At 67.5% G+C, this 24,524-nt stretch carries 32 protein-coding genes and 1 pseudogene; 18 read left to right on the top strand and 15 right to left on the bottom strand.

Features of this window, described 5'->3' with window-relative positions:
• Positions 1-3: 3 nt before the first annotated feature.
• Genes T8T98_RS11895 through T8T98_RS11885 form a run of 3 tightly spaced genes read left to right on the top strand, consistent with a single transcriptional unit; the run spans position 4 to position 1,796 of the window.
• Positions 4-543 (top strand): HEPN domain-containing protein, encoded by a 540-nt coding sequence (locus T8T98_RS11895; RefSeq protein WP_251105032.1) that lies wholly within the window; start codon positions 4-6, stop codon positions 541-543.
• 1 nt (position 544) lies between these two features.
• A complete protein-coding gene (locus tag T8T98_RS11890; protein ID WP_251105033.1) occupies positions 545-1,207 on the top strand; it encodes a DUF5343 domain-containing protein in 663 nt (220 codons plus the stop codon).
• Positions 1,208-1,220: 13 nt separating this feature from the next.
• Positions 1,221-1,796: a Swt1 family HEPN domain-containing protein gene (locus T8T98_RS11885; protein ID WP_251105034.1), complete on the top strand. Its 576-nt coding sequence runs from the start codon at positions 1,221-1,223 to the stop codon at positions 1,794-1,796.
• Between the two features lie 69 nt (positions 1,797-1,865).
• Here the strand turns inward: T8T98_RS11885 and T8T98_RS11880 are convergent, their stop codons facing one another.
• Together T8T98_RS11880 and T8T98_RS11875 are read right to left on the bottom strand one after the other, a co-directional pair.
• Entirely contained in the window at positions 1,866-2,267 is a 402-nt protein-coding gene (locus tag T8T98_RS11880) for a DUF2442 domain-containing protein (RefSeq protein ID WP_251105035.1), read from the bottom strand.
• Positions 2,260-2,430, bottom strand: coding sequence for a DUF4160 domain-containing protein (locus tag T8T98_RS11875; protein WP_251105036.1), 171 nt, complete (start codon positions 2,428-2,430; stop codon positions 2,260-2,262). Before T8T98_RS11875 ends, T8T98_RS11880 begins: the two co-directional genes overlap by 8 nt.
• Positions 2,431-2,546: 116 nt before the next feature.
• On the opposite strand from T8T98_RS11875, the pseudogene arr reads away from it, so the two are divergent.
• Both arr and T8T98_RS11865 read left to right on the top strand, forming a co-directional pair.
• A pseudogene (gene arr, locus T8T98_RS11870) lies at positions 2,547-2,972 on the top strand (NAD(+)--rifampin ADP-ribosyltransferase).
• An 84-nt stretch (positions 2,973-3,056) separates the two neighbouring features.
• Entirely contained in the window at positions 3,057-3,797 is a 741-nt protein-coding gene (locus T8T98_RS11865; RefSeq protein WP_251105037.1) for a hypothetical protein, read from the top strand.
• Positions 3,798-3,858: 61 nt separating this feature from the next.
• Here T8T98_RS11865 and T8T98_RS11860 read toward each other — a convergent pair whose 3' ends face one another.
• Positions 3,859-4,101 carry a DUF2061 domain-containing protein gene (locus tag T8T98_RS11860; RefSeq protein WP_251105038.1) on the bottom strand — a complete coding sequence of 81 codons (243 nt, stop codon included), beginning with the start codon at positions 4,099-4,101 and terminating at the stop codon, positions 3,859-3,861.
• Positions 4,102-4,319: 218 nt separating this feature from the next.
• On the opposite strand from T8T98_RS11860, the gene T8T98_RS11855 reads away from it, so the two are divergent.
• Positions 4,320-4,664 (top strand): HPF/RaiA family ribosome-associated protein, encoded by a 345-nt coding sequence (locus T8T98_RS11855; protein WP_251105039.1) that lies wholly within the window; start codon positions 4,320-4,322, stop codon positions 4,662-4,664.
• A gap of 16 nt (positions 4,665-4,680) precedes the next feature.
• Here the strand turns inward: T8T98_RS11855 and T8T98_RS11850 are convergent, their stop codons facing one another.
• Positions 4,681-5,136, bottom strand: a complete 456-nt coding sequence (locus T8T98_RS11850; protein WP_251105040.1) for a GFA family protein — start codon at positions 5,134-5,136, stop codon at positions 4,681-4,683.
• Between the two features lie 138 nt (positions 5,137-5,274).
• On the opposite strand from T8T98_RS11850, the gene T8T98_RS11845 reads away from it, so the two are divergent.
• The 4 genes from T8T98_RS11845 to T8T98_RS11830 all read left to right on the top strand — a co-directional run bounded on the left by T8T98_RS11845 (position 5,275) and on the right by T8T98_RS11830 (position 6,819).
• On the top strand, positions 5,275-5,610 hold the full coding sequence (locus T8T98_RS11845) for an antibiotic biosynthesis monooxygenase family protein (protein ID WP_160734351.1): 336 nt from the start codon (positions 5,275-5,277) through the stop codon (positions 5,608-5,610).
• Positions 5,611-5,664: 54 nt separating this feature from the next.
• Complete coding sequence (locus T8T98_RS11840; RefSeq protein WP_251105041.1) at positions 5,665-6,099, top strand: DUF6491 family protein; 435 nt, start codon at positions 5,665-5,667, stop codon at positions 6,097-6,099.
• A 200-nt stretch (positions 6,100-6,299) separates the two neighbouring features.
• A complete protein-coding gene (locus tag T8T98_RS11835) occupies positions 6,300-6,512 on the top strand; it encodes a cold-shock protein (protein ID WP_160734353.1) in 213 nt (70 codons plus the stop codon).
• 82 nt (positions 6,513-6,594) lie between these two features.
• A complete protein-coding gene (locus tag T8T98_RS11830; protein WP_160734354.1) occupies positions 6,595-6,819 on the top strand; it encodes a hypothetical protein in 225 nt (74 codons plus the stop codon).
• Here the strand turns inward: T8T98_RS11830 and T8T98_RS11825 are convergent.
• Together T8T98_RS11825 and T8T98_RS11820 are read right to left on the bottom strand one after the other, a co-directional pair.
• Positions 6,813-7,193 (bottom strand): hypothetical protein, encoded by a 381-nt coding sequence (locus T8T98_RS11825; RefSeq protein ID WP_251105042.1) that lies wholly within the window; start codon positions 7,191-7,193, stop codon positions 6,813-6,815. The genes T8T98_RS11830 and T8T98_RS11825 overlap by 7 nt on opposite strands.
• A 10-nt stretch (positions 7,194-7,203) precedes the next feature.
• Complete coding sequence (locus T8T98_RS11820) at positions 7,204-7,488, bottom strand: DUF3175 domain-containing protein (RefSeq protein ID WP_160734356.1); 285 nt, start codon at positions 7,486-7,488, stop codon at positions 7,204-7,206.
• Positions 7,489-7,619: 131 nt separating this feature from the next.
• On the opposite strand from T8T98_RS11820, the gene T8T98_RS11815 reads away from it, so the two are divergent.
• Positions 7,620-8,060 (top strand): COG3650 family protein, encoded by a 441-nt coding sequence (locus T8T98_RS11815; RefSeq protein WP_251105043.1) that lies wholly within the window; start codon positions 7,620-7,622, stop codon positions 8,058-8,060.
• On the opposite strand, the gene T8T98_RS11810 is transcribed toward T8T98_RS11815, so the two are convergent.
• Positions 8,038-8,382 (bottom strand): DUF962 domain-containing protein, encoded by a 345-nt coding sequence (locus T8T98_RS11810; RefSeq protein ID WP_160734358.1) that lies wholly within the window; start codon positions 8,380-8,382, stop codon positions 8,038-8,040. The genes T8T98_RS11815 and T8T98_RS11810 overlap by 23 nt on opposite strands.
• 58 nt (positions 8,383-8,440) lie before the next feature.
• The gene (locus tag T8T98_RS11805) at positions 8,441-9,919 is read right to left on the bottom strand and encodes a S41 family peptidase (RefSeq protein WP_251105044.1); all 1,479 of its coding nucleotides are present in this window, start codon (positions 9,917-9,919) and stop codon (positions 8,441-8,443) included.
• Positions 9,920-10,168: 249 nt separating this feature from the next.
• Between T8T98_RS11805 and T8T98_RS11800 the strand changes: the two genes are divergently transcribed.
• The 4 genes from T8T98_RS11800 (at position 10,169) to T8T98_RS11785 (ending at position 13,286) form a co-directional block, all read left to right on the top strand.
• Positions 10,169-10,771 carry a YbhB/YbcL family Raf kinase inhibitor-like protein gene (locus T8T98_RS11800; protein ID WP_251105045.1) on the top strand — a complete coding sequence of 201 codons (603 nt, stop codon included), beginning with the start codon at positions 10,169-10,171 and terminating at the stop codon, positions 10,769-10,771.
• Positions 10,772-10,804: 33 nt separating this feature from the next.
• Positions 10,805-11,056, top strand: coding sequence for an SWIB/MDM2 domain-containing protein (locus T8T98_RS11795; RefSeq protein WP_160734361.1), 252 nt, complete (start codon positions 10,805-10,807; stop codon positions 11,054-11,056).
• A 152-nt stretch (positions 11,057-11,208) separates the two neighbouring features.
• Entirely contained in the window at positions 11,209-12,012 is an 804-nt protein-coding gene (locus T8T98_RS11790; protein WP_251105046.1) for a DUF72 domain-containing protein, read from the top strand.
• A complete protein-coding gene (locus tag T8T98_RS11785) occupies positions 12,009-13,286 on the top strand; it encodes a dipeptidase (protein WP_251105047.1) in 1,278 nt (425 codons plus the stop codon). The genes T8T98_RS11790 and T8T98_RS11785 overlap by 4 nt, the downstream gene beginning before the upstream one ends.
• A gap of 28 nt (positions 13,287-13,314) precedes the next feature.
• Here the strand turns inward: T8T98_RS11785 and T8T98_RS11780 are convergent, their stop codons facing one another.
• From T8T98_RS11780 to T8T98_RS11750, 7 genes are all read right to left on the bottom strand, one after another.
• Positions 13,315-13,500, bottom strand: coding sequence for a DUF3008 family protein (locus tag T8T98_RS11780; protein ID WP_251105048.1), 186 nt, complete (start codon positions 13,498-13,500; stop codon positions 13,315-13,317).
• Between the two features lie 47 nt (positions 13,501-13,547).
• Positions 13,548-13,856, bottom strand: a complete 309-nt coding sequence (locus T8T98_RS11775; RefSeq protein ID WP_251105049.1) for a hypothetical protein — start codon at positions 13,854-13,856, stop codon at positions 13,548-13,550.
• A 99-nt stretch (positions 13,857-13,955) separates the two neighbouring features.
• Positions 13,956-14,777, bottom strand: a complete 822-nt coding sequence (gene dapD / locus T8T98_RS11770; protein WP_251105050.1) for a 2,3,4,5-tetrahydropyridine-2,6-dicarboxylate N-succinyltransferase — start codon at positions 14,775-14,777, stop codon at positions 13,956-13,958.
• Positions 14,778-14,844: 67 nt separating this feature from the next.
• Positions 14,845-15,915, bottom strand: a complete 1,071-nt coding sequence (locus T8T98_RS11765) for a phosphotransferase family protein (protein WP_322295679.1) — start codon at positions 15,913-15,915, stop codon at positions 14,845-14,847.
• Positions 15,916-15,993: 78 nt separating this feature from the next.
• Positions 15,994-17,082, bottom strand: coding sequence for a Zn-dependent alcohol dehydrogenase (locus T8T98_RS11760; protein ID WP_251105052.1), 1,089 nt, complete (start codon positions 17,080-17,082; stop codon positions 15,994-15,996).
• Positions 17,082-18,368, bottom strand: coding sequence for an acyl-CoA dehydrogenase family protein (locus T8T98_RS11755; protein WP_251105053.1), 1,287 nt, complete (start codon positions 18,366-18,368; stop codon positions 17,082-17,084). The genes T8T98_RS11760 and T8T98_RS11755 overlap by 1 nt, the downstream gene beginning before the upstream one ends.
• A 95-nt stretch (positions 18,369-18,463) precedes the next feature.
• Complete coding sequence (locus tag T8T98_RS11750; RefSeq protein WP_322295678.1) at positions 18,464-19,900, bottom strand: MFS transporter; 1,437 nt, start codon at positions 19,898-19,900, stop codon at positions 18,464-18,466.
• A 320-nt stretch (positions 19,901-20,220) separates the two neighbouring features.
• Here T8T98_RS11750 and T8T98_RS11745 point away from each other — a divergent pair, with 320 nt between their 5' ends.
• The 3 genes from T8T98_RS11745 to T8T98_RS11735 all read left to right on the top strand — a co-directional run bounded on the left by T8T98_RS11745 (position 20,221) and on the right by T8T98_RS11735 (position 23,586).
• Entirely contained in the window at positions 20,221-21,384 is a 1,164-nt protein-coding gene (locus tag T8T98_RS11745) for an acyl-CoA dehydrogenase family protein (protein WP_322295677.1), read from the top strand.
• A 138-nt stretch (positions 21,385-21,522) separates the two neighbouring features.
• Entirely contained in the window at positions 21,523-22,662 is a 1,140-nt protein-coding gene (locus tag T8T98_RS11740) for an acyl-CoA dehydrogenase family protein (RefSeq protein WP_251105055.1), read from the top strand.
• A gap of 126 nt (positions 22,663-22,788) precedes the next feature.
• Entirely contained in the window at positions 22,789-23,586 is a 798-nt protein-coding gene (locus T8T98_RS11735; protein WP_160734371.1) for an SDR family oxidoreductase, read from the top strand.
• The last annotated feature ends 938 nt before the right edge of the window (positions 23,587-24,524 follow it).

Genomic DNA, 24,524 nt, shown 5'->3' with positions numbered 1-24,524 from the left:
GATTTGGCCGACCTCGTCTTGACCTTCGTCGACGAAGTGATCGAAGTGCGTAAGGAGAAGCATGGCGGCAGGAGGGGTGCCCCATACGTTCGAGATGACGGGTCGAGAGAGGGGCAAGCGCTCAACCGAGCAGCCATCGCGCTACTTTCTGCGACTCTCCAAACATTCTGTGAAGATGTCTTTTTCGAGACCTCAAGAGCCGTCTTGAATATGACAGACCAACAACTCGAGGATTATCGAAGCCTGTATGATCGATGGGGCAACCCTGGTTCAGGAAATATAAAAACTCATTTTAGGCGATTGGGCATACCCGACGTCATAGACGGTCTCAGTTGGCAAAAGAGCAGCTCAGAAACCATTAAGAGGAAGCTTGATGACTTGAATCAGTTGAGGAACGGCATTGCGCATGGTCGTGAGCAACTGGTTATCAGAGGTTCGAACGTATCCCTGTCTCTCGCCATAGTGATCAACTACCGCAACTTTGTTGACCAATTCGGCCGGAGGTTCCAAGCTCATGTCAATCTGAAAGCGGGGGTGCCGTGAAATGGAGAAGCTTCCACCGTTCATGAATTCGACGGGGCTGGTGACAAAGATCTTTGGCAAGATTCAGGAAGCCAAGGAACCAGATGATCGTTACACGCAAAATTTCCAAGAAGCGGTTCTGGGATATGGGAGTGGTCCTGCTAAGACATTCATCCCCTTCCTGAAGCGTTTAGGATTCCTTGAATCCGACGGACGGCCCACGAAGTTGTATCGCCAGTTCCGAAATCCGGATAGCTCTGGAGCCGCGATGGCTGAAGCCATGCGCATCGGATATCATGATGTATTTGCTAGAAATGAATATGCTCAAAATCTTAGCGACGAGAAGCTGAGGAACCTTCTGGTTGAGATGACGGGAAAGGACAAGAACGCGTCCTCTATTCAGAAAATTGTCGCGACTTGGAAAGCGTGTAAGGCCTTTGCCAACTTTGAAGAAAGGTTAGATAACGACTACGGCCAAGACGACTCGGAAACGGGTGGTGCCGATCAGCCTCTGCCGCATCCACAGGAAATGTCTACTGAGCACCTCCCGGCTAGACGCCAATTACCGCCGTCCGTGGGGATGTCGTTCGGCTACAACATTCATCTGAACCTTCCAGCGACAAGCGACCCCAAGGTATACAACGCAATCTTCTCTGCGTTGCAGCAGACATTGCTGAAGGAGTGATGTCGTGACTCCGATGAGCCAAGTGAAGAGATTTGGATCGAACAATCTATTGATTGAGGCGGCCATCGCGCAGGTTCAGAATGAGCTCAAAATTCGCTTATCAGAAACCGTCTCTGTAGAGGAGGTGTTGGACGAAACGTACTATCCACAGTTTGACGAGCGGGTCAGGGAAGAAGCAGCCTCGATGGCTGCAAATTTTCGCATCTTCTATTGCTTAGAAAATTCCATTCGGGAACTGATCGAAGATGCGCTCAGAGAAGCGTTTGACGACGAATGGTGGAAAGAAGGCGTTCCTGAAGACATCGGCAAAGAAGCTGAGAAACTAAGGCAAAGGGAGATTGATGCTGGCGCCGTGCCTAGATCGGAAAATCTTCTCGACTACACGACGTTCGGTCAACTTGCACAGATCATCGAGCAGCGCAAAGATGCTTTCGAAGGCAAGTTCACGAGCTTTAAGGCTGTTAACCGAGTACTTTGGCAATTAAATATGCTTCGCGGGCCAATTGCGCACTGCAAGCCGCTGGCCGAGGATGAAGTAATGAGGCTTCACCTCACGCTTAGAGATTGGTTCCGCGCGCAGGGCGAGTAGGCTCGCGGGAAGTCGCGTGAACTCCGCGAACTCCGGGGACAGGGGAATTCCGGGGACAGTATACTCAATTCACCCCGTCTTCCTCGGCCTCCCGCCTTTCGCCCCGTTCGCCCGCGCCGCCGCCGCCTTGGCCGCGGAGGTTGTCCGTCCCGCCTTGGCCGCCATCCAGCGCGCCGTGTCGAACACGCCATTGACCAGCCCGGGCACGGTGTAGTCGAGGTCGAGCGCCTCCCAGTGCAGGCCATAGCCGCCGCCGATCACTTCCACTGCGGCGATCTCTTCGGGGCTCGCATCGTGCAGCCCTTCGACCAGGCGGGGCGGGAAGGCGAAGGTGGCGCCGTTGGTCAGCTCCACGACCACGCGCTCCGTCTTCGCGTCGTAGCGCGCCGCTTTGGCATGCGGCTGCGTCTCGCGAACGATCCGTCCGCGCTCGTTCGCCGCCCTGATCTGCTCGCTCGTCAGTTCACCCATGAATGTCTTCCCGTCGCTGAAGCATCGTCGCCCGCCGCTCGGCCACGATCCGCATTGCTTTCCTGAGATCGCCAGCCTTCAGGCCGCTATTGCTGACCAGTTCGGGCTTGCCGTCCGATCCGATCAGGTTGATCTTCGCATCGCCGTCACCGACCACATGCACATGCGCGGGCTCGTGATCGTCGGTATAGATGACAACCTCAGCCCGGCTTCGCGATGCGCCGTTACCATTGCCTCACTTAACCTATCATGTTGGGTTTTTCAAGCCTCGGAGCCTCCATGACCTACGCCAAAGACGCCACCGGCCCCTTCTACCACGGCACCCGCGCCGATCTCGCGCCGGGCGACCTGCTTACGCCCGGCTTCACCTCCAACTACGCCGACCGCAAGCTGTCGTGGATCTACTTCTCCGGCACGCTCGACGCGGCGATCTGAGGGTGTGAGCTGGCGAAGGGTCCCAAAGGAAATGAGAACGCGCGGGAGCGCATCTATATCGTCGAGCCGACCGGGGCGTTCGAGGACCATCCGAATCTCACCGACAAGCGCTTCCCCGGCAACCCGACCGAATCGTACCGCTCGCGCGAACCGCTCCGCATCGTGGGCGAGGTCGAGACGTGGGAGCCGCATCCGCCCGAGCGGCTGACGGAGATGAAGGCCGCGCTCGCGCGGATGGAGGCCGAGGGCGGGCCCGAAATCATCGACTGAGGCGTCCCACCGCCTCCACCCGCCACGCCCCCCAAACTAAAAACCATTTTCCTACAGGCCCCCATCTGTGCCTTATCCTGCGCGATGAGCACGCGTCCCGATCCGTCCGCCTTCGCCGCTGGTGCCGCCAGTGCGCCGGACCGCGGCGACAGTTCCTCCGCCTCGCCTGCCGGCGCGCGCCCTCGCGGGGCCGGTGACGCCAGCGGGGCCGGTGAGACCGGCAGGTCCGGCAGGGCCACCCGCCACGATGGCTGGTCGCTCGACAAGCAGGTCGCTTTCCTGCGCGCGCTGTCGGCCACGCATTCGGTCAGCGCCGCGGCCCGCTCGGTCGGGATGAGCCGCCAGTCGGCCTATCGCCTGCGCTCGCGCATGAAGGGCAAGGCGTTCGACCTCGCGTGGGAAGTCGCCTTCCACCACAGTTACGACGTGCTCGCCCATGCCGCGCTCGAACGCGCGCTCAACGGGGTGGAGATGCCGGTCTATTACCAGGGCGAGCAGGTCGGCTCCTACCGCCGGTACGACGAGCGGCTGACGGTCGCGCTGCTCAACCGCTTCACGCTCGGCGGCAACCCGGTCTTCGGGCGGCTCGGCCCGCGCGCCGAGCTGCACGCGCGCGATTTCGAGGCGCTGCTGGCGCGGATCGGCGCGGGCGAGGCGGTCGATACCGGCGCCCCGGGGCCGGGCGATCCGGGCGAGCTGGAGACGATCCTGCGCCAGAGCAGCGCGAAGGCGACATTCCGCCCCGCCGCCCCCTGTCCGTCCGCGCCCGGCGACGAGGAGATTATCGCGGCCCTTCAGGCGCTTGCGGAGGAAACGGAAAAGTGACGCCCTGTCACTTTCGTCACCCGCGCCCCGGCGGTCGAGGGACACGGTCGGGCAGGCGCGGTCAGGCTGGGGCCGAGCGTTCCTGCGCCCCCCGGCGATGGAGCAGGACGTCGAGCGGCGCGGGGCGGCTTTCCCGGCGCCAGGCGCGCTCGTGGAAGAAGAACACCACCGCGTTCACCAGCGGCTCGACCAGCGCGATCCCGCCGGCGATCATGATCGAGCCGGTGAACAGGTACGCGACCGAAAAGCCCACCAGCAGGTGGAGGGCGAGGAAGCTGCACGTCTTGGTCAGATCGCGTTTCATCGGGCCGGCCTAGGCGCGGCCGATGATCGTGCAAAGCGATGAAAAGCGGGCAGTGTGATCGGTTTTGTCTTTCGTGGCCGCGCTTCCGGGCGGCCGGGGGCGAGCGGGCCGGGGCGGTGCCGGGCCGGATTATCGCGCGGCCCGTCGCGCAGGGCGGGAAATCGCGGCGGGTTCGCTCGTTGTTGTCGCACGGTCAATCAAACGAGAGGGCAATTCCCATGCAGGTCCAGTTCAATTCCGACTCCTCGGTCATGGGCACGGAGAACGTCGCCGAGCGGATCGAGGCAAGCGTGCGCGAGAAGCTGGCGCGGTTCGACGAGCGGCTCACCCGGGTCGAGATCCACGTCCGCGACGAGAACGCGCGCAAGGGCGGGGCGGACGACAAGGCCTGCACGATCGAGGCCCGCCCGCGCGGCGGCCGCGCGATCGGGGTGACCGGGCGCGCCGACAAGGTGGACGATGCCGCGCGCCGCGCCGCGAGCACGCTGGCCCAGCGGCTGGAGCGGCATTTCGGGAAGGAATCGCGCCACGGCCACGATCCGCGGCCCGAAAAGGTGCTGTGAGCCGCGGCGCCGGTGCTCAGTCGAAGCTGAAGCCGGCGGCCCTGGCTTCCGCGATCACTTCGGCGCCGGTCTTCTTCGGGGTGTCCGCCGCCAGCGCGTTGTGCGGCGGCATCTCGTCGATGAAGATCTGCTCGTCCAGCGGCCAGCTTGCGGGCAGGTCGAACAGGCCGGCCATGAACGAGAACGTGCCGGCCGGCCGGAAACTGTACCACAGCGCGCTGCCGCACCGCGCGCAGCTCGCCCGTTCGGCCCAGTCGGACGAGGCATAGCGGTTCACCGCGTCCTCGCCCGAAAGGGTGAAGGCGTCGGGCGCGACGCCGTGGAGCGAGAAGAACGTGCCCCCGGTCCACCGGCGGCACATGTCGCAGTGGCAGGCCTCGATCCCGGGCTTCGCCTCGCGCAGACTGACGGTGACCGCGCCGCACAGGCAGCGCCCTTCGAGCGGCGGGTCGAGCGGGACGGGGTCGGCCATGGCAGGCTCCTCGGCTGGAAAGGGGAATCGGATGGCCGCGCAGGATAGCGCCGCGCGTGCCCGGCCCAAAGCGCTTTCCCCGCCGGCGGAACGGCGGCGCGCGGCGCGGGTTGGTGGGGGGAAGAGGAGGACTGGCCGATGTTCGTCGCCGCCTACTGGTGGAAAGTGCACCCGGGCAAGGAAGAGCAGTTCCGTGCCGCCTGGCGGCGCGGGACCGAGCTGATCGCGCGCAAGTACGGCTCGCTCGGCTCCCGCCTGCACTGGGACGATGACAACGCGCGTTTCGTCGGCGTGGCCGAATGGCCCGACCGCGACACCTGGCAGGCGGCCTACGATGCGAAGATGGCATACGACGAGCCGGAAACCCGGCGCGCCTTCACCGACGCGATCGCCGACACGGCCGACGATCCCCTGCTGTTGATGGAGGTGACCGACGATCTCCTGGCAAGGCCGGCGGCGAGCGGCGCCGTCTGACAAGGGCCTTCTGAAAGGGCCGTCTGACAAGGAAAGAGCGAACGGAGGTTTCGAATGACCGGTTCCCACAACCCCATCCCCGCCGCGCTGGGCGCCTTCGGCCTCGCGCTGATCGCGGGGTGCACCCCGCCGGCCGATGGCCCGGGCGGGGCCGAAAGCGCGTCCGCCGCCGGGCGCGAGTGCTTCAGCGCGCGCTCCGTCACCGGCTATCGCTCCGCGCCGCGCGATCCGGGCGCGGGGGAAAGGATCTACGTCGATGTCGGCGCGCGCGACACCTACCTGTTCGAGACGTTCGGCGCCTGTCCGGAACTCGATTTCTCGTGGCGGATCGGGCTGCGCGACCGGGGGATCGGGCGGATCTGCCGCGGGGTCGACGTGGACCTGGTCGTGCCCCACCCTGCCTTCGGCACGCAGGTCTGCCCGGTGCGGATGATCCGCAAGCTCGGCCCCGGGGAAGAGGGCGCGCGGCGCAGTCGCAGCGAGGATTAGGTGAATCGGCGCAGGCGTGCTACATGGCCTGCGCTGACGTCGAAAATTGCGACGGACTTCGGCTTTTGACGACCGCCTCGCCGCCTCCGCGCGGCTTCGGCGCAACCCAGACGGCGACTTCCTTTCATTTGACGACCCGACGCACGACCGGCGGGCAATTCCGTCCGCGGGCAATATCGTTTCTTGAAAGGAAACACCGCATGGCCAAGACTGGCACCGTGAAATTCTTCAACGCCGACAAGGGCTACGGCTTCATCCAGCCCGACGACGGTTCGTCCGACAGCTTCGTCCACATCACCGCCGTCCAGGCGGCCGGGATGCAGTCGCTGGACAAGGACCAGCGCCTCAACTTCGAAGTGGAGCGCGGGCGCAACGGCAAGGAAAGCGCCGTCAACCTGTCGGCTGCCGACTGATCCGGCCGGCCGGGCGCTGCCCCCGCGGTGGCGCCCGGCCCGTCACCCGCCCTGTCATCCGCCTCGCTGCAAGGAACGATCCATGAGCCAGGGTTTCGAATTCTACCAGGCACGGGCCGAGGAATCCGCCGCAGAGGCGCGCGCCGCCGTGCTCGACAACGTGCGCGACCGGGCGCTGCGCTCCGAGGCGACCTGGCGGGCCCTGGCAGACCAGGCGCGCGCCGTCGCGAAGGAACGCCTGCGGGTCGAGAACGAGAAGGCCGTCCGCCGTGCGGAAGAGGCCGCCGAAGCCGCCGCGCTTCAATAGGGCCAGCGCGCCGCTGTCAGGCGAAACCGCTCGTCCTCCCGCTCCAGCGGCTGCCAGCCGCGGGCGGCAATCACCTCGTTGCTTTCGCGCGCTTCGCGCCCGGGGGCCAGCGACCAGGTGACGTGGTACGTCCCGCCGGTCGGCCTGTCGGTCGATCCGTCGATCGCGACGACCATCGCCTCCACCCCTTCGCCGTCATCCGCGCGGCCGACGATCCGGGCCGACGACGCCCGGGGCATGTCTTCGCTCTCCCCGGCCGGGCCGAAGGTCACGTGATCGGCCACCGGGCGGGCATAGCGCGGCGGATGGCGCCCCAGCAGCGCCTCGCGCTCGTCGCGGTCGAGCTTCCACCCGCACCAGAGCTGCCGCGTCATGCCGGTGCCCTCAGTCGTCCTGCGGTTCGCGGTCGTAGAGCTTGCGCAACTCGTCCTTCGCGTCTTCGAGCACCTGTTTCTGATCGGAATCGAGATCCTTGCCCGCGCGGTTGATGTAGAATGTCAGCATCGACATCGCGGAACGGTAGGGATCGGTCTTGCGCCGGTCGCTCGCCTCGGCGGACCGCTTGAGGGACTTGGCGACCTCGCGCGGGTCGTCCTTGGTGAAGACGCCGTCCTCCAGGTCGAGCGCATCGGAATTGTCGGTAACGTCCTGCGACCATTTCTCGCTCATGCCAGGCTCCTTTCATCCGACCAATCGCGAGCGGGGGCGCCCGTTCCCGCTGCCCGCGCAGCCGGTTCGGCCGTGGCCACCGCCCCCGTACCCACTGGCAATCGGGCGGCCGATGGCATAGAATGCCCGCCATGACGCGCACGACGATCGCCGCTGCCGCCCTGCTTTCCCTCGCCGCCTGCCAGTCCGGCCCCGAGGGGCCCGGCGGCACGTCGAGCGAGGCGCCGGGGACGGCCTTTTCCGCCATCGCGATGGACGAGACGGTGAACTTCACCGGTACCGAGCCGTTCTGGGGCGGCGAAGTGACCGGCGAGACGCTGACTTATTCGACGCCCGAAAATATCGAAGGCACGACGATCCGGGTGGAACGTTTCGCCGGCAACAACGGTCTCGGCTATTCCGGCACCCTCGACGGGGAGTCGTTCGACATGACCGTCACGCCCGGCGAATGCTCCGACGGGATGAGCGACCGCACCTATCCGTTCACCGTCACGCTGCAGATCGGGGCGGAGCAGCGTAACGGCTGCGCCTGGAGCGAACGAACCCCGTTCAGCGGTCCGGAGAGCCCCTGACCCCGGCCCGCTCCAGCTCGGGCGCGAGCCGCCCGGTCAGCCACAGCCACCACATCCGGAAGTCCGCGGCGAGGCTCCAGAGCGGATAGGTGAACGTCGCCGGGCGGTTCTTCTCGACCCCGAAATGGGCGATCCAGGCGAAGAAATATCCCGCCAGCGGCAGCGCCAGCAGCCACCACCAGCGCCCGGTCGCGAGCGCGAAGGCGGCGATCAGGACGACGAGCGTGGTGCCGACGTAATGCAGGGCGCGCGTGCGCGGTTTCGAATGTTCGCGCAGATAGAACGGCCAGAACTCGGCAAAAGTCGAATAGGCGCGGGTCATGGCGGCGAATATGCCATGCGCGGCAGGTGCAGGCAATTCGCCGCCGTTCGCCGGCCGGTCAGAACAGGCCGGGCGTTTCGCGCTGCGCAGGGGTCGGCCGTGCGGGCTGCAACACCTCGCGCCGGGCAGTGATCGCGCGGCTGGTCGGGTCGCGCCGCATGGCGGTGGCGTCCCGGCCGCTGATCGGGCTGCACACGCCCGCCCCGCCGCGCAGGAAGGCCAGCGCCTGGGCGATCGACGATTCGGCCGGATCGCCAAGTTGGGTGCTGATGTCGTCGGAGGCGCGGCAGGTGACCGGCACGACGCTGGCGAGCCCAGTGTAGTACTCGCCCTGGCGATCGGCGTTTTCGGTCTTGAAGGTTACCGCACGCAGCCGCAGGTCGCATTCTTCCTCGGGATGATCGAACCCGTACTGACCCACCGGCTTGCCGTAGGTGTTGGTCCCGACCAGAGCCATGTTCGTGTCGAGGTAGGGAATAAAAGCATTGGTGACCAACTCGCTAGCGGAAGCCGTGCCGCCCGTGCCGATGAAGGCGATCTTGGTCGGGGCGATGGCCTGGGATTGGCTGCCGAACAGGTCGGTCTCGTTCCTGTCCGACTTGGACGGGCGCAGGGTCGTGTGGCTGAAGACCTGCCCGACATAGGCCCGTCCCATCAGGTCGCCCATCAGTTCCGCGATCCGGACCAGCCCGCCGCCGTTGTAGCGGAAATCGACGATCACCTCGCTCACGCCCTGCGCGCGGAAATCGTCGAAGGCTTCGCGCAAGTCGGTCTCGGCCGGGCCGATGAAGGTCCGCAAGTTGAGGTAGCCGACCTTCTTGCCGCCGTCGTCGATGATCTTCGCGCCGTAGCGGTCGGAAACAGGGTCGAGCGGATACTCGGCCTTGGTCACCGTGACCTGGCGCTCCGTCCCGCCGAGTTCGCGAATGCGGAAGACGCGCTGCACGCCCGGGTCCGAGGGGCCGAGCGCCTGGATCACCGCCTGCGGCCCGCCGGTGGCCATCAGGGTGGCGATGTCCTGCATCGAGGACGCGGTCGGCCCGACGGCCAGCAGTTCGACCCCGCGATCGAGCCCTTGCGGCAGGCCGGGGCCACCCTCGAACCCCTCGATCACGAAGACGCGGTTGCTGCCGGTGTCGTAGCCGAGCCGAATGCCGAAGCCGGCGTTGGAGCCGGAGTTGTAGTAGGCTTCTTCCTCCGCGATCGAGGTGACGTAGGTGAAGAAGCGATCCTTCGACTGCGCGCGCGCCGGCGCGACCAGCGCGTCGATATAGGATTGCAGGTCGTTGTAATTGCCCTGGTTGACCGAAGTGTCCAGCAGGTCGGGGAACAGGTACCATTCGTCCAGCACCGCGCGGACGAAATCCTGCCGCGCCGGGAGCGAGCATTCCGACGAGCTCGGCGGCGGCGTGGGGGTCGGCGTCGGCGTCGGGTTGCCGCCGATCGGCCCCCCGCCGCCCGAATTGCTCCCCCCGCCGCCGCAGGCGACGAGCGATCCCGCCAATACGATGCTGAGTGCGGTGCGACCTCGACCCATTTTCCTGTCCCCCCCGTGGCCCCGGCGCGGCGCCGGGGCGATGCCGTGATGACGGCAAAATGCCGCGCCCCGGCAGGGCGCGCAAGCGCGATGGGACGGGCCGAGGGGGAAAATTGGCACGGTTTTCGGGGTGAATCGGCCCTGTCGGGCCGTCAGAGCGGTGGAAAACCCGGGATTTGCGCCCCCGCGCCCTCGCGGGCGCCTGCCGATCGCCCTAGATTGCCCGGCTCGAAACAACAGGAGTTCCACGTGCCGAATACCGTACCGTCCTGGCTTTCCGGAGCGCTCAAGGGCACGGGTCCGGGCGACGGGCGGCTGACGGTGGCCCGCCTGGCCGACGAACGCACGCTGGGCCGGGGCGGCTTCGCGCTGACGAGCCCGGCCTTCGGCGACGGCGAGGCGCTGGACCCCTGCTTTACTGCCGACGAGGAAGACGCGGTCGCGCCGCCGCTCGAATGGTCCGCGCCCCCGCCCGGGACGCAGGAACTGGCCCTGGTCGTCGAAGATGCGGATGCCGGCGAGGAGCCGGTCTGTCACTGGCTGGTGTGGGGGCTGGCCGGCCAGCGGGGGAAGCTGCTGGAAGGCGAGGTTCCGCCGCGGGTGGGGAAGAATGCCCACCGCAACTCCGAATGGCTCCTGCCGGAGCCTCCGCCCGAGGACGAGGCCCATAGATACGTGTTCCAGCTTTTCGCGCTGGACCTGCCGCTGACCCTGATGCCCGGCGCGAGCCGGGAAGACCTGGTGAAGACGATGGAAAACCACGTCGTCGCCGCGGCGGTCCTGACCGGGAAGTACAAGCGCCAGCCGGAGGATGCAGGGGAAGGGGCTTGGGACGAAGACGATTTCGTGTAACCAGCAACAAGCCAAGAAGGAAAGGACCTTAAAATGGCTGGCAAGAACAATGCACTGCAGAAGCCGGTGAATCTCTCATCGGACCTTGAGAACGTGGTCGGCAAGGGGCCGATGACGCGCGCCCAGGTCACCTCCAAGGTGTGGGACTACATCAAGGCCAACAACCTGCAGGATTCGCAGGACAAGCGGATGATCAATCCCGACGCCAAGCTGGGCGCGGTGATCGGCAATTCGCAGATCTCCATGTTCAAGATGACGGCCGCGGTGTCGAAGCACCTCAGCTGATCGCGTTTGCCGGCGGCGCGGCGCCTTCGTCGCGCGCGCCGCCGGATTGCCGCGCGGGGGCGCCCCCCGCGCGCGAGGGGCCGGGGCGATCGTGCCCGGCCGATCCCCGTCGCGGCATACGCGGCGCCCCGGCGGGAAGCGGGCGAGGGCCTATGACGATCCGGACCGGCATCGGCGGCTGGACATATCCCGACTGGCGCAAGGGCGCCTTCTATCCCGACGGGCTGCGCCAGGCGGACGAGCTTTCCCATGCCGCGCGGCGGGTGGGCGCGATCGAGATCAACGGCACGTTCTACCGCCTGCAGAAACCGGAAAGCTTCGCCCGCTGGCGCGAGGAGACCCCGCCCGGCTTCGTCTTCGCGATCAAGGGATCGCGCTACGTCACCAATCGCAAGGACTTGTCGCAGGCCGGGGAATCGGTCGACACGTTCGTCGCCCAGGGCATCGCCGAACTGGGCGACCGCCTGGGCCCCGTGCTGTGGCAACTGGCGAAGACCAAGCGGTTCGACCGCGACGAGATCGCCGCCTTCCTCGCCCTCCTGCCCCGCGAGACCGCGGGGCTGCCGCTGCGCCACGCGATCGAGGCAGGGCACGAGAGCTTCGCCTGCCCGGCCTTCGTCGATCTCGCGCGCGACGCCGGGGTCGCGATCGTCTGGTCGGAAGACGAGGGGCGGCCCCGGATCGCCGACCGCACGGCGGACTTCGCCTACCTGCGATGCCAGCAGATGCGGAGCGAGATCGCGACCGGGTACGACGAGGCCGGGCTGGAACGGATCGCCGCGATGTGCCGCGCCTGGTCGGAAGGCGCGGCGCCCGAGGGGTTGCCATATGCAGGCGATCCGGGCGACAGCGCCGGCGGTGGCGGGGATGTCTTCGCCTTCATGATCAACGGCGCGAAGGAACGCGCACCGGCGGCCGCCATGGCACTCGCCGAAAGAGTGGAAGGATCGGAATGAAACTGTTGTCTTCGCTGCGCCCGAATACCCTGGTCCCCGGCACGCTGGCCTTCGCCGCGATGGCCCTCGCGCCCGCGGCGCTGGCGCAGACGCCCGAACAGGTCGCCGAGGCCGCGCTGGAGGCCGCGCCCGTGTTCGACGGGCACAACGACGTGCCGATCCAGCTGCGCGCGCGCCTGCAGAACATGATCGCCGATTTCGACTTCGTCGACACGACCGATACCGGCGCCGAGGACGGGAGCACGATGCATACCGACCTCACGCGCCTGCGCGAAGGCAAGGTCGGGGCGCAGTTCTGGTCGGTCTACGTCTCGCCCGCGATGGAGGAGCCGGAAGCCGTCCAGGCGACGATCGAGCAGATCGACGTCACCCGCCGGCTGATCGATCGCTATCCCGACGACCTGGCGCTGGCGCTGACCGCCGACGACGTCGAGCGCGCGGTGCGCGAAGGGCGGATCGCGTCGCTGATGGGGATGGAAGGCGGCCATTCGATCGGCTCCAGCCTGGCCGTCCTGCGCCAGATGTACGCGATCGGCGCGCGCTACCTGACGCTCACCCATTCGCGCAACACGCCCTGGGCGGACAGCGCCACCGACGATCCCGAGCACGGCGGGCTGACCGATTTCGGCCGCCAGGTCGTGCGCGAGATGAACCGGCTCGGCATGCTGGTCGATCTCAGCCACGTCAGCGAAGCGACGATGGCCGACGTGCTCGATATCGCGAGCGCGCCGGTGATCTTCAGCCACTCGGGCGCGCGGGCGATCAACGGCCACGCGCGCAACGTGCCCGATTCGATCCTCCGTCGCCTGCCGGAAAACGGCGGCGTGGTCATGGTCGTCGGCCTGCCGGGTTACCTGAGCGAGGACATGCGGCAGTGGAACGCCCGCCGGCAGGCGGAGCGGGCGCGGCTGGAATCGCTCTGGCAGGGGCAGCCGGACAGCGCCGCCGCCGCGCTCGAGGCATGGGACGCGGCGAACCCCGCGCCGACCGCGACGATCGCCGACATGGCCGATCATATCGATCACGTCCGCCAGGTGGCGGGGATCGACCATATCGGCATCGGCGGCGATTACGACGGGATGCCCACCGGCCCGCAGGGGATGGAGGACGTTTCGGGATACCCGGCGCTGTTCGTCGAACTGGCGCGCCGCGGCTATAGCCAGGCGGACCTGGAAAAGATCGCGATGGGCAATGTCCTGCGCGCGATGCGGCAGGCCGAAGCGGTCGCCGCGGCCCAGGCGGACATGGACCCGATCGAAACCCCGGCATCGTAACCGCCGGGCGAGGGCGGCAGCGCGAGGGTCAGTCGGACTTCCTGTCGGGCAGGCCCTCGCGATCGGTTTCCGCGAGCTCTTCCAGTTCGCTCTCGCTCATCGAATCGTACATCTGTTTCGACGCGCCCTGCAGGTCGGACACTTTCGTCTCCCCGCGCTTGGCGGAAAGCGCGGCACCGGCCGCCTTCTGCTGGGCTTTCGATTGGGCGGGCATGGCCAGCTCCTCCTGTAATCGGGCCGGGGGTCGGCCCCCGGCGCGGATCAGGTGCCGACGCGGCCCGGGTCGTCCGCCGGGCTGTCGTTGCCTTCTACCGCGCCCTCGATATCCTCGAAGCGATCGTCGACGATGCTGTCGGTGTCGGTGTCGCGTTCCTGGGCCTCGATCCGGCCGCTGACATTGCCCTCGCTCTCGACGTCGCCCTGGGTCAGGGCGCCGGTGACCCAGATCACGGTGAGCGCCGCAATCGCGAGGAAAGTGCCGACGATCAGGACCCAGCGCACGACGCCTTCCTTCGAGCCGCCGCTCGCCTCGGTTTCGTTCATGTGAACTTCGTCGCCCCGTCGTTCCATCGTTCTTGCTCCCGTAAACGCGACCCAGATGGGCCAACTACGCACGGGAAGGGCGAATGTTCCTGTTCCGTGCGCGGGGGCGTGCCCCGCGCCGGGGCGTCAGTCGCGCAGCAGGTCGTTGATCCCGGTCTTCGCGCGGGTCTGCGCGTCGACGGTCTTCACGATCACCGCGCAGGCCAGCGACGGGCCGCCGTCGGGATCGGGCAGGGTGCCGGGCACGACGACCGAGTAGGGCGGGATCGCGCCGCGGGTGATCCGGCCGGTCGCGCGGTCCACGATCTTGGTCGACTGGGTGATGAACACGCCCATCGCGACCACGCTGCCTTCGCCGACGATGACCCCTTCGACGATTTCGGAGCGCGCGCCGATGAAGCAGTTGTCGCCGATGATGGTCGGGTTCGCCTGCAGCGGCTCGAGCACGCCGCCGATTCCGGCGCCGGCGGAAATGTGGCAATTGCTGCCCACTTGCGCGCAGCTGCCGACCGATGCCCAGGTATCGACCATCGTGCCGTCGCCGACATAGGCCCCGATGTTGACGAAGCTGGGCATCAGCACCACGCCCTTGCCGATATGGCTGCCGCGGCGCACGATCGCGCCGGGCACGACGCGGAAGCCGCCGGCGGCGAAGCGGCCTTCGTCCCAGCCATCGAACTTGCTCGGCACCTTGTCGTAGGCGGGCGCGCCCACCGCGCCTTCGATCACCGCGTTGTCGCGCAGGCGGAAGCTGAGGAGGACGGCCTTCTTCAGCCACTGGTTGACCTTCCAGCCGCCTTCCCCGTCAGGCTCCGCCACGCGGGCCTTGCCGCTGTCGATCAGCTCGATCGCGGCTTCGACCCGGTCGCGGATGGCGGTCGAGCCGGGGCCGACCTCGGCGCGGTTTTCCCAGGCGGCTTCGATGGCGGATTCGAGTTCGGCGGACATGGCGGCGCTCCGGTCGGTTGCAGTTGGCCCCGGCTGCTAGCGGCCCCGCGTCCGCGCGGCAAGAAAGCTAATCCAGGCCCGCTGCTTGCGCGAATTGATAGGCGCGATCGACCAGCGGCCCGACGCGTTCGGACATCGTCTTCGCATGGGCGGAGGAGGCCGTGCCGTCGATCACGCGCTTCTTGATCCCCTGCATGATCCCCGCCAGCCGGAACAGGTTGTAGGCGAAGTACCAGTCCATCGGCGGAACCGGGTAGCCGGTGCGCGCGACATAGCGATCGACCGCCTGATCGACCGTGGGAATGCCCAGCGCCGCGAGGTCAAGCCCGCCCAGGCCCGCCCGCCCGTCGGCCGGGCTGTACCAGTTGAGCATGAGGTAGGCGAAGTCGGCCACCGGGTCGCCCAGCGTCGAAAGCTCCCAGTCGAGCACGGCGATCACGCGGTTTTCGGTCTTGTGGAAGATCATGTTGTCGAGCCGGTAGTCGCCGTGGACCACGCTCGATTCATGCTGCGGCGGGACGGTCTGCGGCAGCCATTCGATCAGCCGGTCCATCTTGGGCAGCGGCTCGGTTTCCGAAAGGCGATACTGCTTGGTCCAGCGGGCGATCTGGCGCGCGCAGTAATCGGCCGGCTTGCCGAAATCGCCCATGCCGATGGCCTGCGGGTCCTTCAGGTGGAGATCGGCGATCGTGTCGATCATCGCGTGGTAGATCTCGCGCCGCTGGTCCGGCGTGCAGCCGGGCAGCGCCCCGTTCCACAAGGAACGGCCATCGGCGAGATCCATCACGAAGAACTTCGACCCGATCACCTCCGGGTCTTCGCACAGGCCGTAAGTCCGCGGCACGGGGAAGCCGGTGGGCCCCAGCGAGGACATGGCCTTGTATTCGCGGTCCACCGCGTGCGCGCTGGGCAGGAGCTTGCCGAACGGCTGGCGCCGCAGGACGTAAGACCGCCCCGGCGTGTCCACGCGGTAGGTCGGGTTCGACTGGCCGCCCTTGAACTTGGACAGCGAAACCGGCCCGGCGAAGCCGGCGACGTTCGCCTCCATCCACGCGGTCAGCGCGGCCTCGTCCAGCCGGTCGCGCTCGGGCACGGCGATCGTGCCCACCATTTCCTTCTCGTAATCGATTTCGGCCATTTCACCTCGTCCCTTGGGGCGGGGCGGCGGAACCTGCCGCCGCCCCGCCGGGTCTTTTCGCCGCCTTGGCGTTCGCCGCTAGTCGAACACGATCACGCTGCGGGCGCTGTGCCCGGCGCGCATCTTGTCGAACCCGGCGTTGATCTCCTCCAGCGGGATGCGCTCGGCAATGATCGTGTCGAGATCCAGCAGCCCGCGCATGTAGAAATCGACCAGCCGCGGCAGGTCCACCGGGAAGTGGTTCATCCCCATGATCGCGCCTTGCAGCTTCTTGCCCGAGAGCAGGTCCATCGCGCCGAGGCCGACCTTGCAGTCGAGCGGCATCATGCCGAGGATCGTCGCCGTCCCGCCGCGCCGCAGGACCTTGACCGCGAGATCGGCGCTCGCCTGGCGCCCGACCGCCTCGATCGCGTGATCGACGCCGTCGCCCGAAATGCGCACGACCTGTTCGGCCGCGTCGTCGGCCAGGGCATCGACCGTGTGCGTCGCGCCCAGCGTTTCGGCCAGCGCGCGCTTTTCGGGCAGGGGATCGACCGCGATCACTTTCCCCGCCCCGGCGATCCGGGCGGCGTTGACCGTCGCCAGGCCCACGCCGCCGCAGCCGATCACCGCGACCGTTTCGCCCGGCACCAGCTTGCAGGCGTTGAACACCGCGCCCGCGCCGGTCGTGACCGCGCAGCCGATCACCGCGGCGCGATCGAGCGGCATGTCCTTGTCGATCGCGACGCAGGCGTGCTCGTGGATCAGCATCTGTTCGGCGAAGGCGGACAGGTTCAGCAACTGCATCACCGGCTCCCCCCCGTCGCGGGTCAGGCGCGGGGCCTGCCCTTTCCCGCGCCGGGTATCGCCGCCCAGGCACAGCGCCATGCGCCCGGTCACGCAGAATTCGCAGTGGCCGCAGAAGGCGCTGAGGCAGGTGACCACGTGATCGCCCGGCTTCACCGTCTTCACCTCGCTGCCGACCGCGCGCACCACGCCGGCCGCCTCGTGCCCGGGCACGAGCGGCAGGGCGTGGGGATAGGCGCCGTCGATGAAGTGCAGGTCCGAATGGCACAGGCCGCAGGCCCGCGTGTCGATCAGCACCTCGTGCGGCAGCGGGTCGGCCACCGCGATCTCGCCGATCACCAGCCCTTCGCCGGGCTTTTCGAGGATTGCCGCCTTCGCCATCAGCGCGTGGCCCCCATGTCGCCCGAGCTGACCGCGTCGCTGGCCGGCTGGGGGGAGTGCTTGGCGAACTCCATCCGCGCGATCGACCGCGCGTGGACTTCGTCCGGCCCGTCCGCCAGGCGCAGCGTGCGCTGGTGGGCATAGGCCTTGGCGAGGCCGAAGTCGTTCGACACCCCGCCGCCGCCGTGGGCCTGGATCGCGTCGTCGATGATCTTCAGCGCCATGTTCGGCGCCTGGACCTTGATCATGGCGATTTCCTGCTTGGCGGTCTTGTTGCCGACCTTGTCCATCATGTCCGCCGCCTTCAGGCACAGCAGGCGCGTCATCTCGATGTCGATCCGCGCGCGGGCGACCCGCTCTTCCCAGACCGAGTGCTTGTAGATCGGCTTGCCGAACGCCTCGCGCGCCTGCAGCCGCTCGCACATCCGGGCCAGCGCCTCTTCCGCGACCCCGATCGTGCGCATGCAGTGGTGGATGCGGCCCGGGCCGAGGCGGCCCTGCGCGATCTCGAACCCGCGCCCTTCGCCCAGCAGCAGGTTTTCCGCCGGCACGCGCACGTTTTCCAGCGCGATTTCCATGTGGCCGTGGGGCGCATCGTCGTAACCGAACACCGGCAGGTGGCGCTCGATCGTGACTCCTTCGGCATCGAGCGGCATGACGATCATCGATTGCTGCGCGTGGCGCTGGGCGTTGAAATCGGTCTTGCCCATGACGATCGCGACCTTGCAGCGCGGGTCGCCTGCGCCCGAGGACCACCACTTGCGCCCGTTGATCACGTAGTGATCGCCGTCGCGTTCGATCCGGGTTTCGATATTGGTCGCGTCGGAACTGGCAACGCCGGGCTCGGTCATCAGGAAGGCGGAGCGGATTTCCCCCTCCATCAGCGGCTTGAGCCACTGGTCCTTCTGCGCCCGCGTGCCGTAGCGGTGGAACACTTCCATGTTGCCGGTATCGGGGGCGGAGCAGTTGAACACTTCGCTGGCCCAACCGATCCGGCCCATTTCCTCGGCGCAGAGCGCATATTCGAGGTTGGTCAGGCCCGGGCCGTCGAACTCGAACGTGTCGTCCACGTGGCTCAGCTGGCCCTGCGGGGGCATGAACAGGTTCCAGATGCCCTGCGCCTTGGCCTTGGCCTTCATGTCTTCGACGATCGGGATCACTTTCCAGCGATCGCCCTCGGCATCCTGGCGGGCGTAAGTCTCGGCATTGGGGCGCACGTTCGTCTCGATGAAGTCGCGCACGCGGTCGCGCCAGTACTGCTGCCTCTCGGTGGGTTCGAAGTCCATCTTGCTAGCCGTTCCTCTCTAGGATCTCGTTTCGTTGCGGTGTGAAACTGGCAGAGGCGCGTGCCCGCGCCAAGCTGCAATCGCGGGTGACCGGGTCATGGCGTGCCGCCCCCGGCCTCGGGATCGGCGCGCGCCGCGGCGTCGAGCGCGGCCAGCCGCGCCTCGTGATCGGCGCGGTCGATCGGGAAACGGGCCAGCCACCAGGCGGAGAAGGCGCCGAGCAGGGCGATCATCACGCAATATTGCACGATCACCGCGTCGATCACCGGCTCGGCCACGCTGCCGGGGGTGGCGTCGGTCGGCAGGCCGGAGAGCGAGACGATGATCCCGGCGCTGAGAATGCCCAGGCCCGTCGCGCATTTCTGCACGAACCAGTTGCCCGAATAGAACGCCCCTTCCGCCCGGCGGCCGGTGCGTTCTTCGAACGCTTCGACGATTTCGGCGACCATCGACGATGCCGAAACCAGCACCATCACCGTGAAACAGTTGCTGACCAGAACGAACGCGAACAGCATCGCGGTGGACGCGGTGCCGCCGACTTCGGGCCACATCCCGGCCAGCCGCAGGCCGTAGGGGATCAGCCAGAACGCCGCGCCCAGGATCGTCGCGCCCGAAGCCACGCGGATCTTGCCGAACCGGCGATGAAGCGCGCCCAGCGACAGGAACACGACGATGACGCTGGCGAGAAGCACGAAAGGATAGATCGCCAGCGCGCTCTCGGTGAACTCCCACACGAAATAGAACAGGTAATTGGACAGCGCGAACGTCATCCCCTGGGTGATGTAGGCGGCGACGGCCCCCAGCGCGAAGATCAGGAAGGCGCGCTCGGAGAACGATTCGGCGATCTCGGCGAAGGCGGTCCGCAGGTGGAAGCGCGGCGGCCGCGCGTCGGGATAGCGGGCGACGAACTTGTGCTGGCCCAGCGCGGAAAGCAGGGTGGTGACGACGATCACGACCGCCCCGACGAGGCCGTAGGTGCGATAGCCGTCGCGGTCGAGCAGGCTCTCGCTCAGGAACACGCTGTAGGTCAGGAACAGCAGGGCGAGCCCGCCGGTCCAGCCGAACAGGTAGCGATAGCGGAACAGCGTCGTGCGTTCGTCGTAATCGCGCGTCAGCTCGGGCACGAGCGCGGCCGAGGGGACTTCGCAGGCGGACAGCAGCAGGCGGATCACGATCGCCATGCCCAGCAGGAGGGCGAAGCTGGGCGGCCCGTCGACCGGCGGCGACCACAGCACGTACCAGGCGATGCCCAGCGGCAGCGGGGCGAGGTAGAGCCAGGGCAGGCGCCGGCCCCAGCGCGAATAAGTGCGGTCCGACAGGTTGCCCAGCAGCGGATCGACGAAGGCATCGACGATCAGCGCCAGGACCAGCGCGAGGCTGACCAGCCAGGCCTCCATCCCCAGGACGAGGTTGTAGAACGTCAGCAGGAAGACGGAAAAACCGTTGTCCTTCACCCCGAAGGCGATCGAGCCGACGCCGTTCGCCAGCTTGATCCGCATCGGCAGCGGGCCGCTCCTTGCCGGCGCGCTCATGCCCGCGACGCCGCCCGTCGCGTGCCCGAGAACCGGGCCGCGGGTTGGGCCGGGATCGGGGCCGCGATTGGCGCAGGGGTGCGGGCCGCACGGGGCGTCGCGGGGCCCGTCAGGGCTCGATCGATCATGCAGGCCTCTCCTCCCGATTTCGGCCCCTGAGCTTACGGGAAGGTAAACTTGCGTCAACGCGCTTGTGATGACGTTACGGCATGGCGGAACGGCACGATCGCGCTTGCGGTCCGGGGCCGAATCACCTTAACCTGCACGTAAAGCTGGCGGCATTCGACCGTCCCCGTTTTCCCGAGAGGAGCATGCCTGAAATGTCGGATCTGGACACCTTTCGCGCCGAGACGCGCGCCTGGCTCGAAGCCAATTGCCCGCCCGAGATGCGCGAGCCCGTGCAGGGCGAGGACGACGTGTACTGGGGCGGCCGCAAGGCCACGTTCAAGAGCGAGGCGCAGAAGGCCTGGTTCGAGGCCTGCCGCGACAAGGGCTATACCGTCCCGGCCTGGCCGCGCGAATATGGCGGGGCGGGGCTCTCCCCGGCCGAGGCCAAGGTCCTGCGCGAGGAAATGGCGCGCATCAACGCCCGCCCGCCGCTGTCGAGCTTCGGCATCTGGATGCTCGGCCCGGCGCTGCTGAAATTCGGCACCGAGGAACAGAAGCGCAAGTACCTGAACGAGATCGCCCGCGGCGAGATCCGCTGGTGCCAGGGCTATTCGGAGCCGGGCTCGGGCTCCGACCTCGTCAGCCTGCAGACGTTTGGCGAGGACAAGGGCGATCACTGGGTCGTCAACGGCCAGAAGATCTGGACCAGCTATGCCGACAAGGCGGACTGGATCTTCTGCCTCGTCCGCACCGACAAGACGAACAAGTACCAGGGCATCACCTTCATGCTGTTCGACATGGAGTCGCCCGGCGTCTCGACCAAGCCGATCCTGCTGATCAGCGGCAACAGCCCGTTCTGCGAGACGTTCTTCGACGACGTGAAGGTGCCGAAGGACCAGTACGTTGGCGAGATCAACCGCGGCTGGGACGTGGCCAAGTACCTGCTGGGGCACGAGCGCGAGATGATTTCGGGCGCCGACAACTCCGAACGCGGCGCGGGCATCGGCGCGATGCTGAAGCGCCAGGCGGGCGAGCCGGACCCGGTCCTGCGCGCAGAGCTGGCGATGTTCGACGTCGACGCCCTGGCCTTTTCCGCGATGGGGGAGAAGTTCCTCGACGAGATCAAGGTCGGCAAGGCGCACCCGGCGCAGCCGAACATGATGAAATACGCCGGGACCGAGCTGAACAAGCGCCGGCACGAGCTTCTGATGGCGGCCGGCGGGTCGGCCGCGCTCGAATGGGACAGCGAGGAATCGCGCGGCGGCGCGGCCGCGCGGTCGTGGCTGCGGACCAAGGCCAATTCGATCGAGGGCGGGACGAGCGAAGTCATGCTCAACGTCATCGCCAAGCGTATTCTGGAGCTGCCGGGGGCTTGAACCGATTTCCCCTCCCGCCTGCGGGAGGGGCCGGGGGTGGGCCTCGGCCAGCAAGCCCACCCCGCCGCTATCAGGGCTTGCTGCGCAAGCGCAGGTCTCGCTCCCCCACGCAGGTGGGAGGGGGCCAGGGAGAAAGAAATGCCGCTCTATCACGATGACGATCAGACGATGCTCGCCGATACCGCCAGCCAGTTCATGGCCGAGGAAGGCGCGATCGCGAAGCAGCTGCGCCACTGGCGCGACCGCGAATGCAAGGACGGCTTCGGCCACGCGCTGTGGAAGCAGATGGCCGAAATGGGTTTCACCGGCATCCTCGTGCCCGAGGCCGACGGCGGCCTGGGCATGGGCCATGTCGAGGCGGGCATCGTGCTGGAGGAGATCGGCCGCAACCTCACGCCGTCGCCGTTCCTGACCAGCTCGGTCGTCGCCGCGACCGCGCTGGGCCAGGCGGGCGACGACTTGCGCGGCCGCTACCTGCCCGGGCTGATCGCGGGCGAGAGCGTGTTCGCCGTCGCGATCGACGAAGGCGCGAAGCACCGGCCCGAACGGATCGCGACCCGGGCCGAGAAATCGGGCAACGGCTTCCGCCTCTCGGGCCGCAAGGACTTCGTCGTCCAGGGCGCGAGCGCGGACATGATCGTCGTCGCCGCGCGCACTTCGGGCGCCGACGACGATGCCGACGGCGTGACCCTGTTCGCGGTGCCGAAGGACGCGGCCGGGCTGAACCACGATTCGGTGCGGCTGGTGGACAGCGCGATGGCGAGCCACCTGACGCTCGACGGGGTGGAGCTCGACGGCGATGCCGTGATCGGCGAAGTCGACGGCGGGCGCGAAGTGCTCAACCGGATGCTCGACGCCGGGCGCGTGGGCGCCGCTGCCGAGGGGGTCGGCGTGGCCCGCGGCGCGATGGACATGACGGTCGATTACCTCAAGCAGCGCAAGCAGTTCGGCAAGCTGATCGGCGAGTTCCAGGCGTTGCAGCACCGCGCCGCGCACCTCTATTCCGAGGTCGAGATTGCCCGAGCGGTGACGATCAAGGCGCAGCAGCTGCTCGATGCCGGGGCGCAGAACGCCTCGCTGATGGCCTCGGTCGCCAAGGCCAAGGTGGGCAAGGCCGCCGGCCTTGCGGTGAAGGAAGGGGTGCAGATGCACGGCGGCATCGGCATGACCGACGAATACGACATCGGCCTCTACATGAAGCGCGACCGCGCGCTGGCCGAATTCCTCGGCGACGTGCACTACCACGCGGGCCGCGTGGCGGAGCTGTCGGGCTACTGATACCATCCCCTCCCGATCGCGGGAGGGGCCGGGGCAGGGCCGGCCGGCCCGCCCCGCCGCGACCGGGCAGGCTGCCCGGCCTCGCTCCCCGCCCGCAGGCGGGAGCGGCAACCAGGAGAGACATTCATGACCCTCGAAGACCTGTTCAGCCTCAAGGGGCGTATCGCGCTGGTGACCGGCGGCAGCCGCGGGATCGGCCGGATGATCGTCGAAGGCTTCCTCGCCGCCGGGATCGACAAGGTTTACATCACCGCGCGCAAGGGCGGCGAGCTGCACGAAGCGGCGGAGCAGATGGGCGAGAAAGTCGTGCCGATCCAGGGCGACATCTCGACGATGGAAGGGATCGAGGAACTGGTGGCCGAGATCGCGGGCCGCGAGAGCAGGCTCGACATCCTCGTCAACAATGCCGGCGCGGCCTGGGGCGCGGACTATACCGAGTTCCCCGAAAGCGGGTGGGACAAGGTGATGGACCTGAACGTCAAGACGCCGTTCTTCCTGACCCAGAAGCTGCACGGCCTGCTGACCGCGGCGGCCAGCGCGGAGCGCCCGGCGAAGGTGATCAACATCACCTCGATCGACGGGCAGCGGGTGAACCCGTGGGAAACCTATCCCTACCAGGCATCGAAGGCGGCGCTGATCCACCTGACCCGGCGCATGGCCGCGCGGCTGGTGCGGGATCACGTCTATGTCACCAGTCTCGCGCCCGGGGCCTTCCCCTCGAACATGAACCGCGCCGCGCGCGACCACGAGGAGGAATCGGCCGCCGGCATTCCCAGCCGGCGCGTGGGCGACAAGTTCGACATGGGCGGCACCGCGGTCTACCTCGCCAGCCGCGCGGGCGACTACACGATCGGCGAAACGCTGACGGTCGACGGCGGCATCGTCAACGCGCTGCTGCCCAGCCACTTCGCCCAGCCCGGCTGAGCTGTCGGGGCAGGTCCGAACGCTCGAAACGCCGTCACCCTGAACGTGGTTCGGGGGGGGCATTCCTCCTCCCGCACCGGCGGTGCCGGGCGGCGCGATGGATGCTGAAACACGTTCAGCATGACGGGTGGGGGCGGCGGGACGGCACGCTCCCCGCAAAGCGAGCTCCTGCGAAAGCAGGAGCCCAGGCCGGCGGGCGCTGGGGCTGGGGCTGGGTTCCTGCTTTCGCAGGAACTCGGGAGGGTCGAGCCATCGTCCTGGCAGGCAGGGAGCGGCATCCCGTTCCCCTCTCCGCGCAACGCGAGCTCCTGCGAAAGCAGGAGCCCAGGATAGCGGGCGCTGGGGCTGGGGCTGGGTTCCTGCTTTCGCAGGAACTCGGGAGGGTTGAGCCATCGTCCTGGCAGGCAAGCGGGCGGCACCCCGTTCCATCTTCCCCGCAACGCGAGCTCCTGCGAAAGCAGGAGCCCAGGACGGCGGGCGCTGGGGCTGGGGCTGGGTTCCTGCTTTCGCAGGAACTCACGGGTGGAGTATCTTCCCCTGCGGAGGGTGCCCACGCCCGGTCATCCGCTGGCGCGTGCGGACGGTTACGCCGGGAGGAAAGGCAAGCGGACGGAACCGGCCGGTGCCGCCTGGGCATCACAGGATTGCCACCTGGGCGTCACAGGGTTGCCTTGGCAACATCCTTGCGAGTGGCGGGAGGGGTTGCCTTCAACCTCCCGCTCGGCCCTTCGAGGAATGCGAGGCGCGGACAGGGCCAGGGCTCGCGCTTGCCCTGTCCGCCAGAGGCTATCCCGGGAGCGTCCCCTGGAAAGGCTCGCGGCGTTGAGGTCCGCCGCGGGCCGGGCAAGGGACATGCCCCGTTACGAATAGTCCTCGCATTCCGGCACAGGGGTGCTTTATCGAGCGGTCACTAGCCCCCCGAGGCACCGGCCGTATGG

This window comes from Pelagerythrobacter marinus (genome assembly GCF_034375205.1).
Lineage (GTDB): Bacteria > Pseudomonadota > Alphaproteobacteria > Sphingomonadales > Sphingomonadaceae > Pelagerythrobacter > Pelagerythrobacter marinus.
The sequence above is the reverse complement of the archived record's forward strand: the minus strand, read 5'-3'. Positions and strand labels throughout refer to the sequence as shown.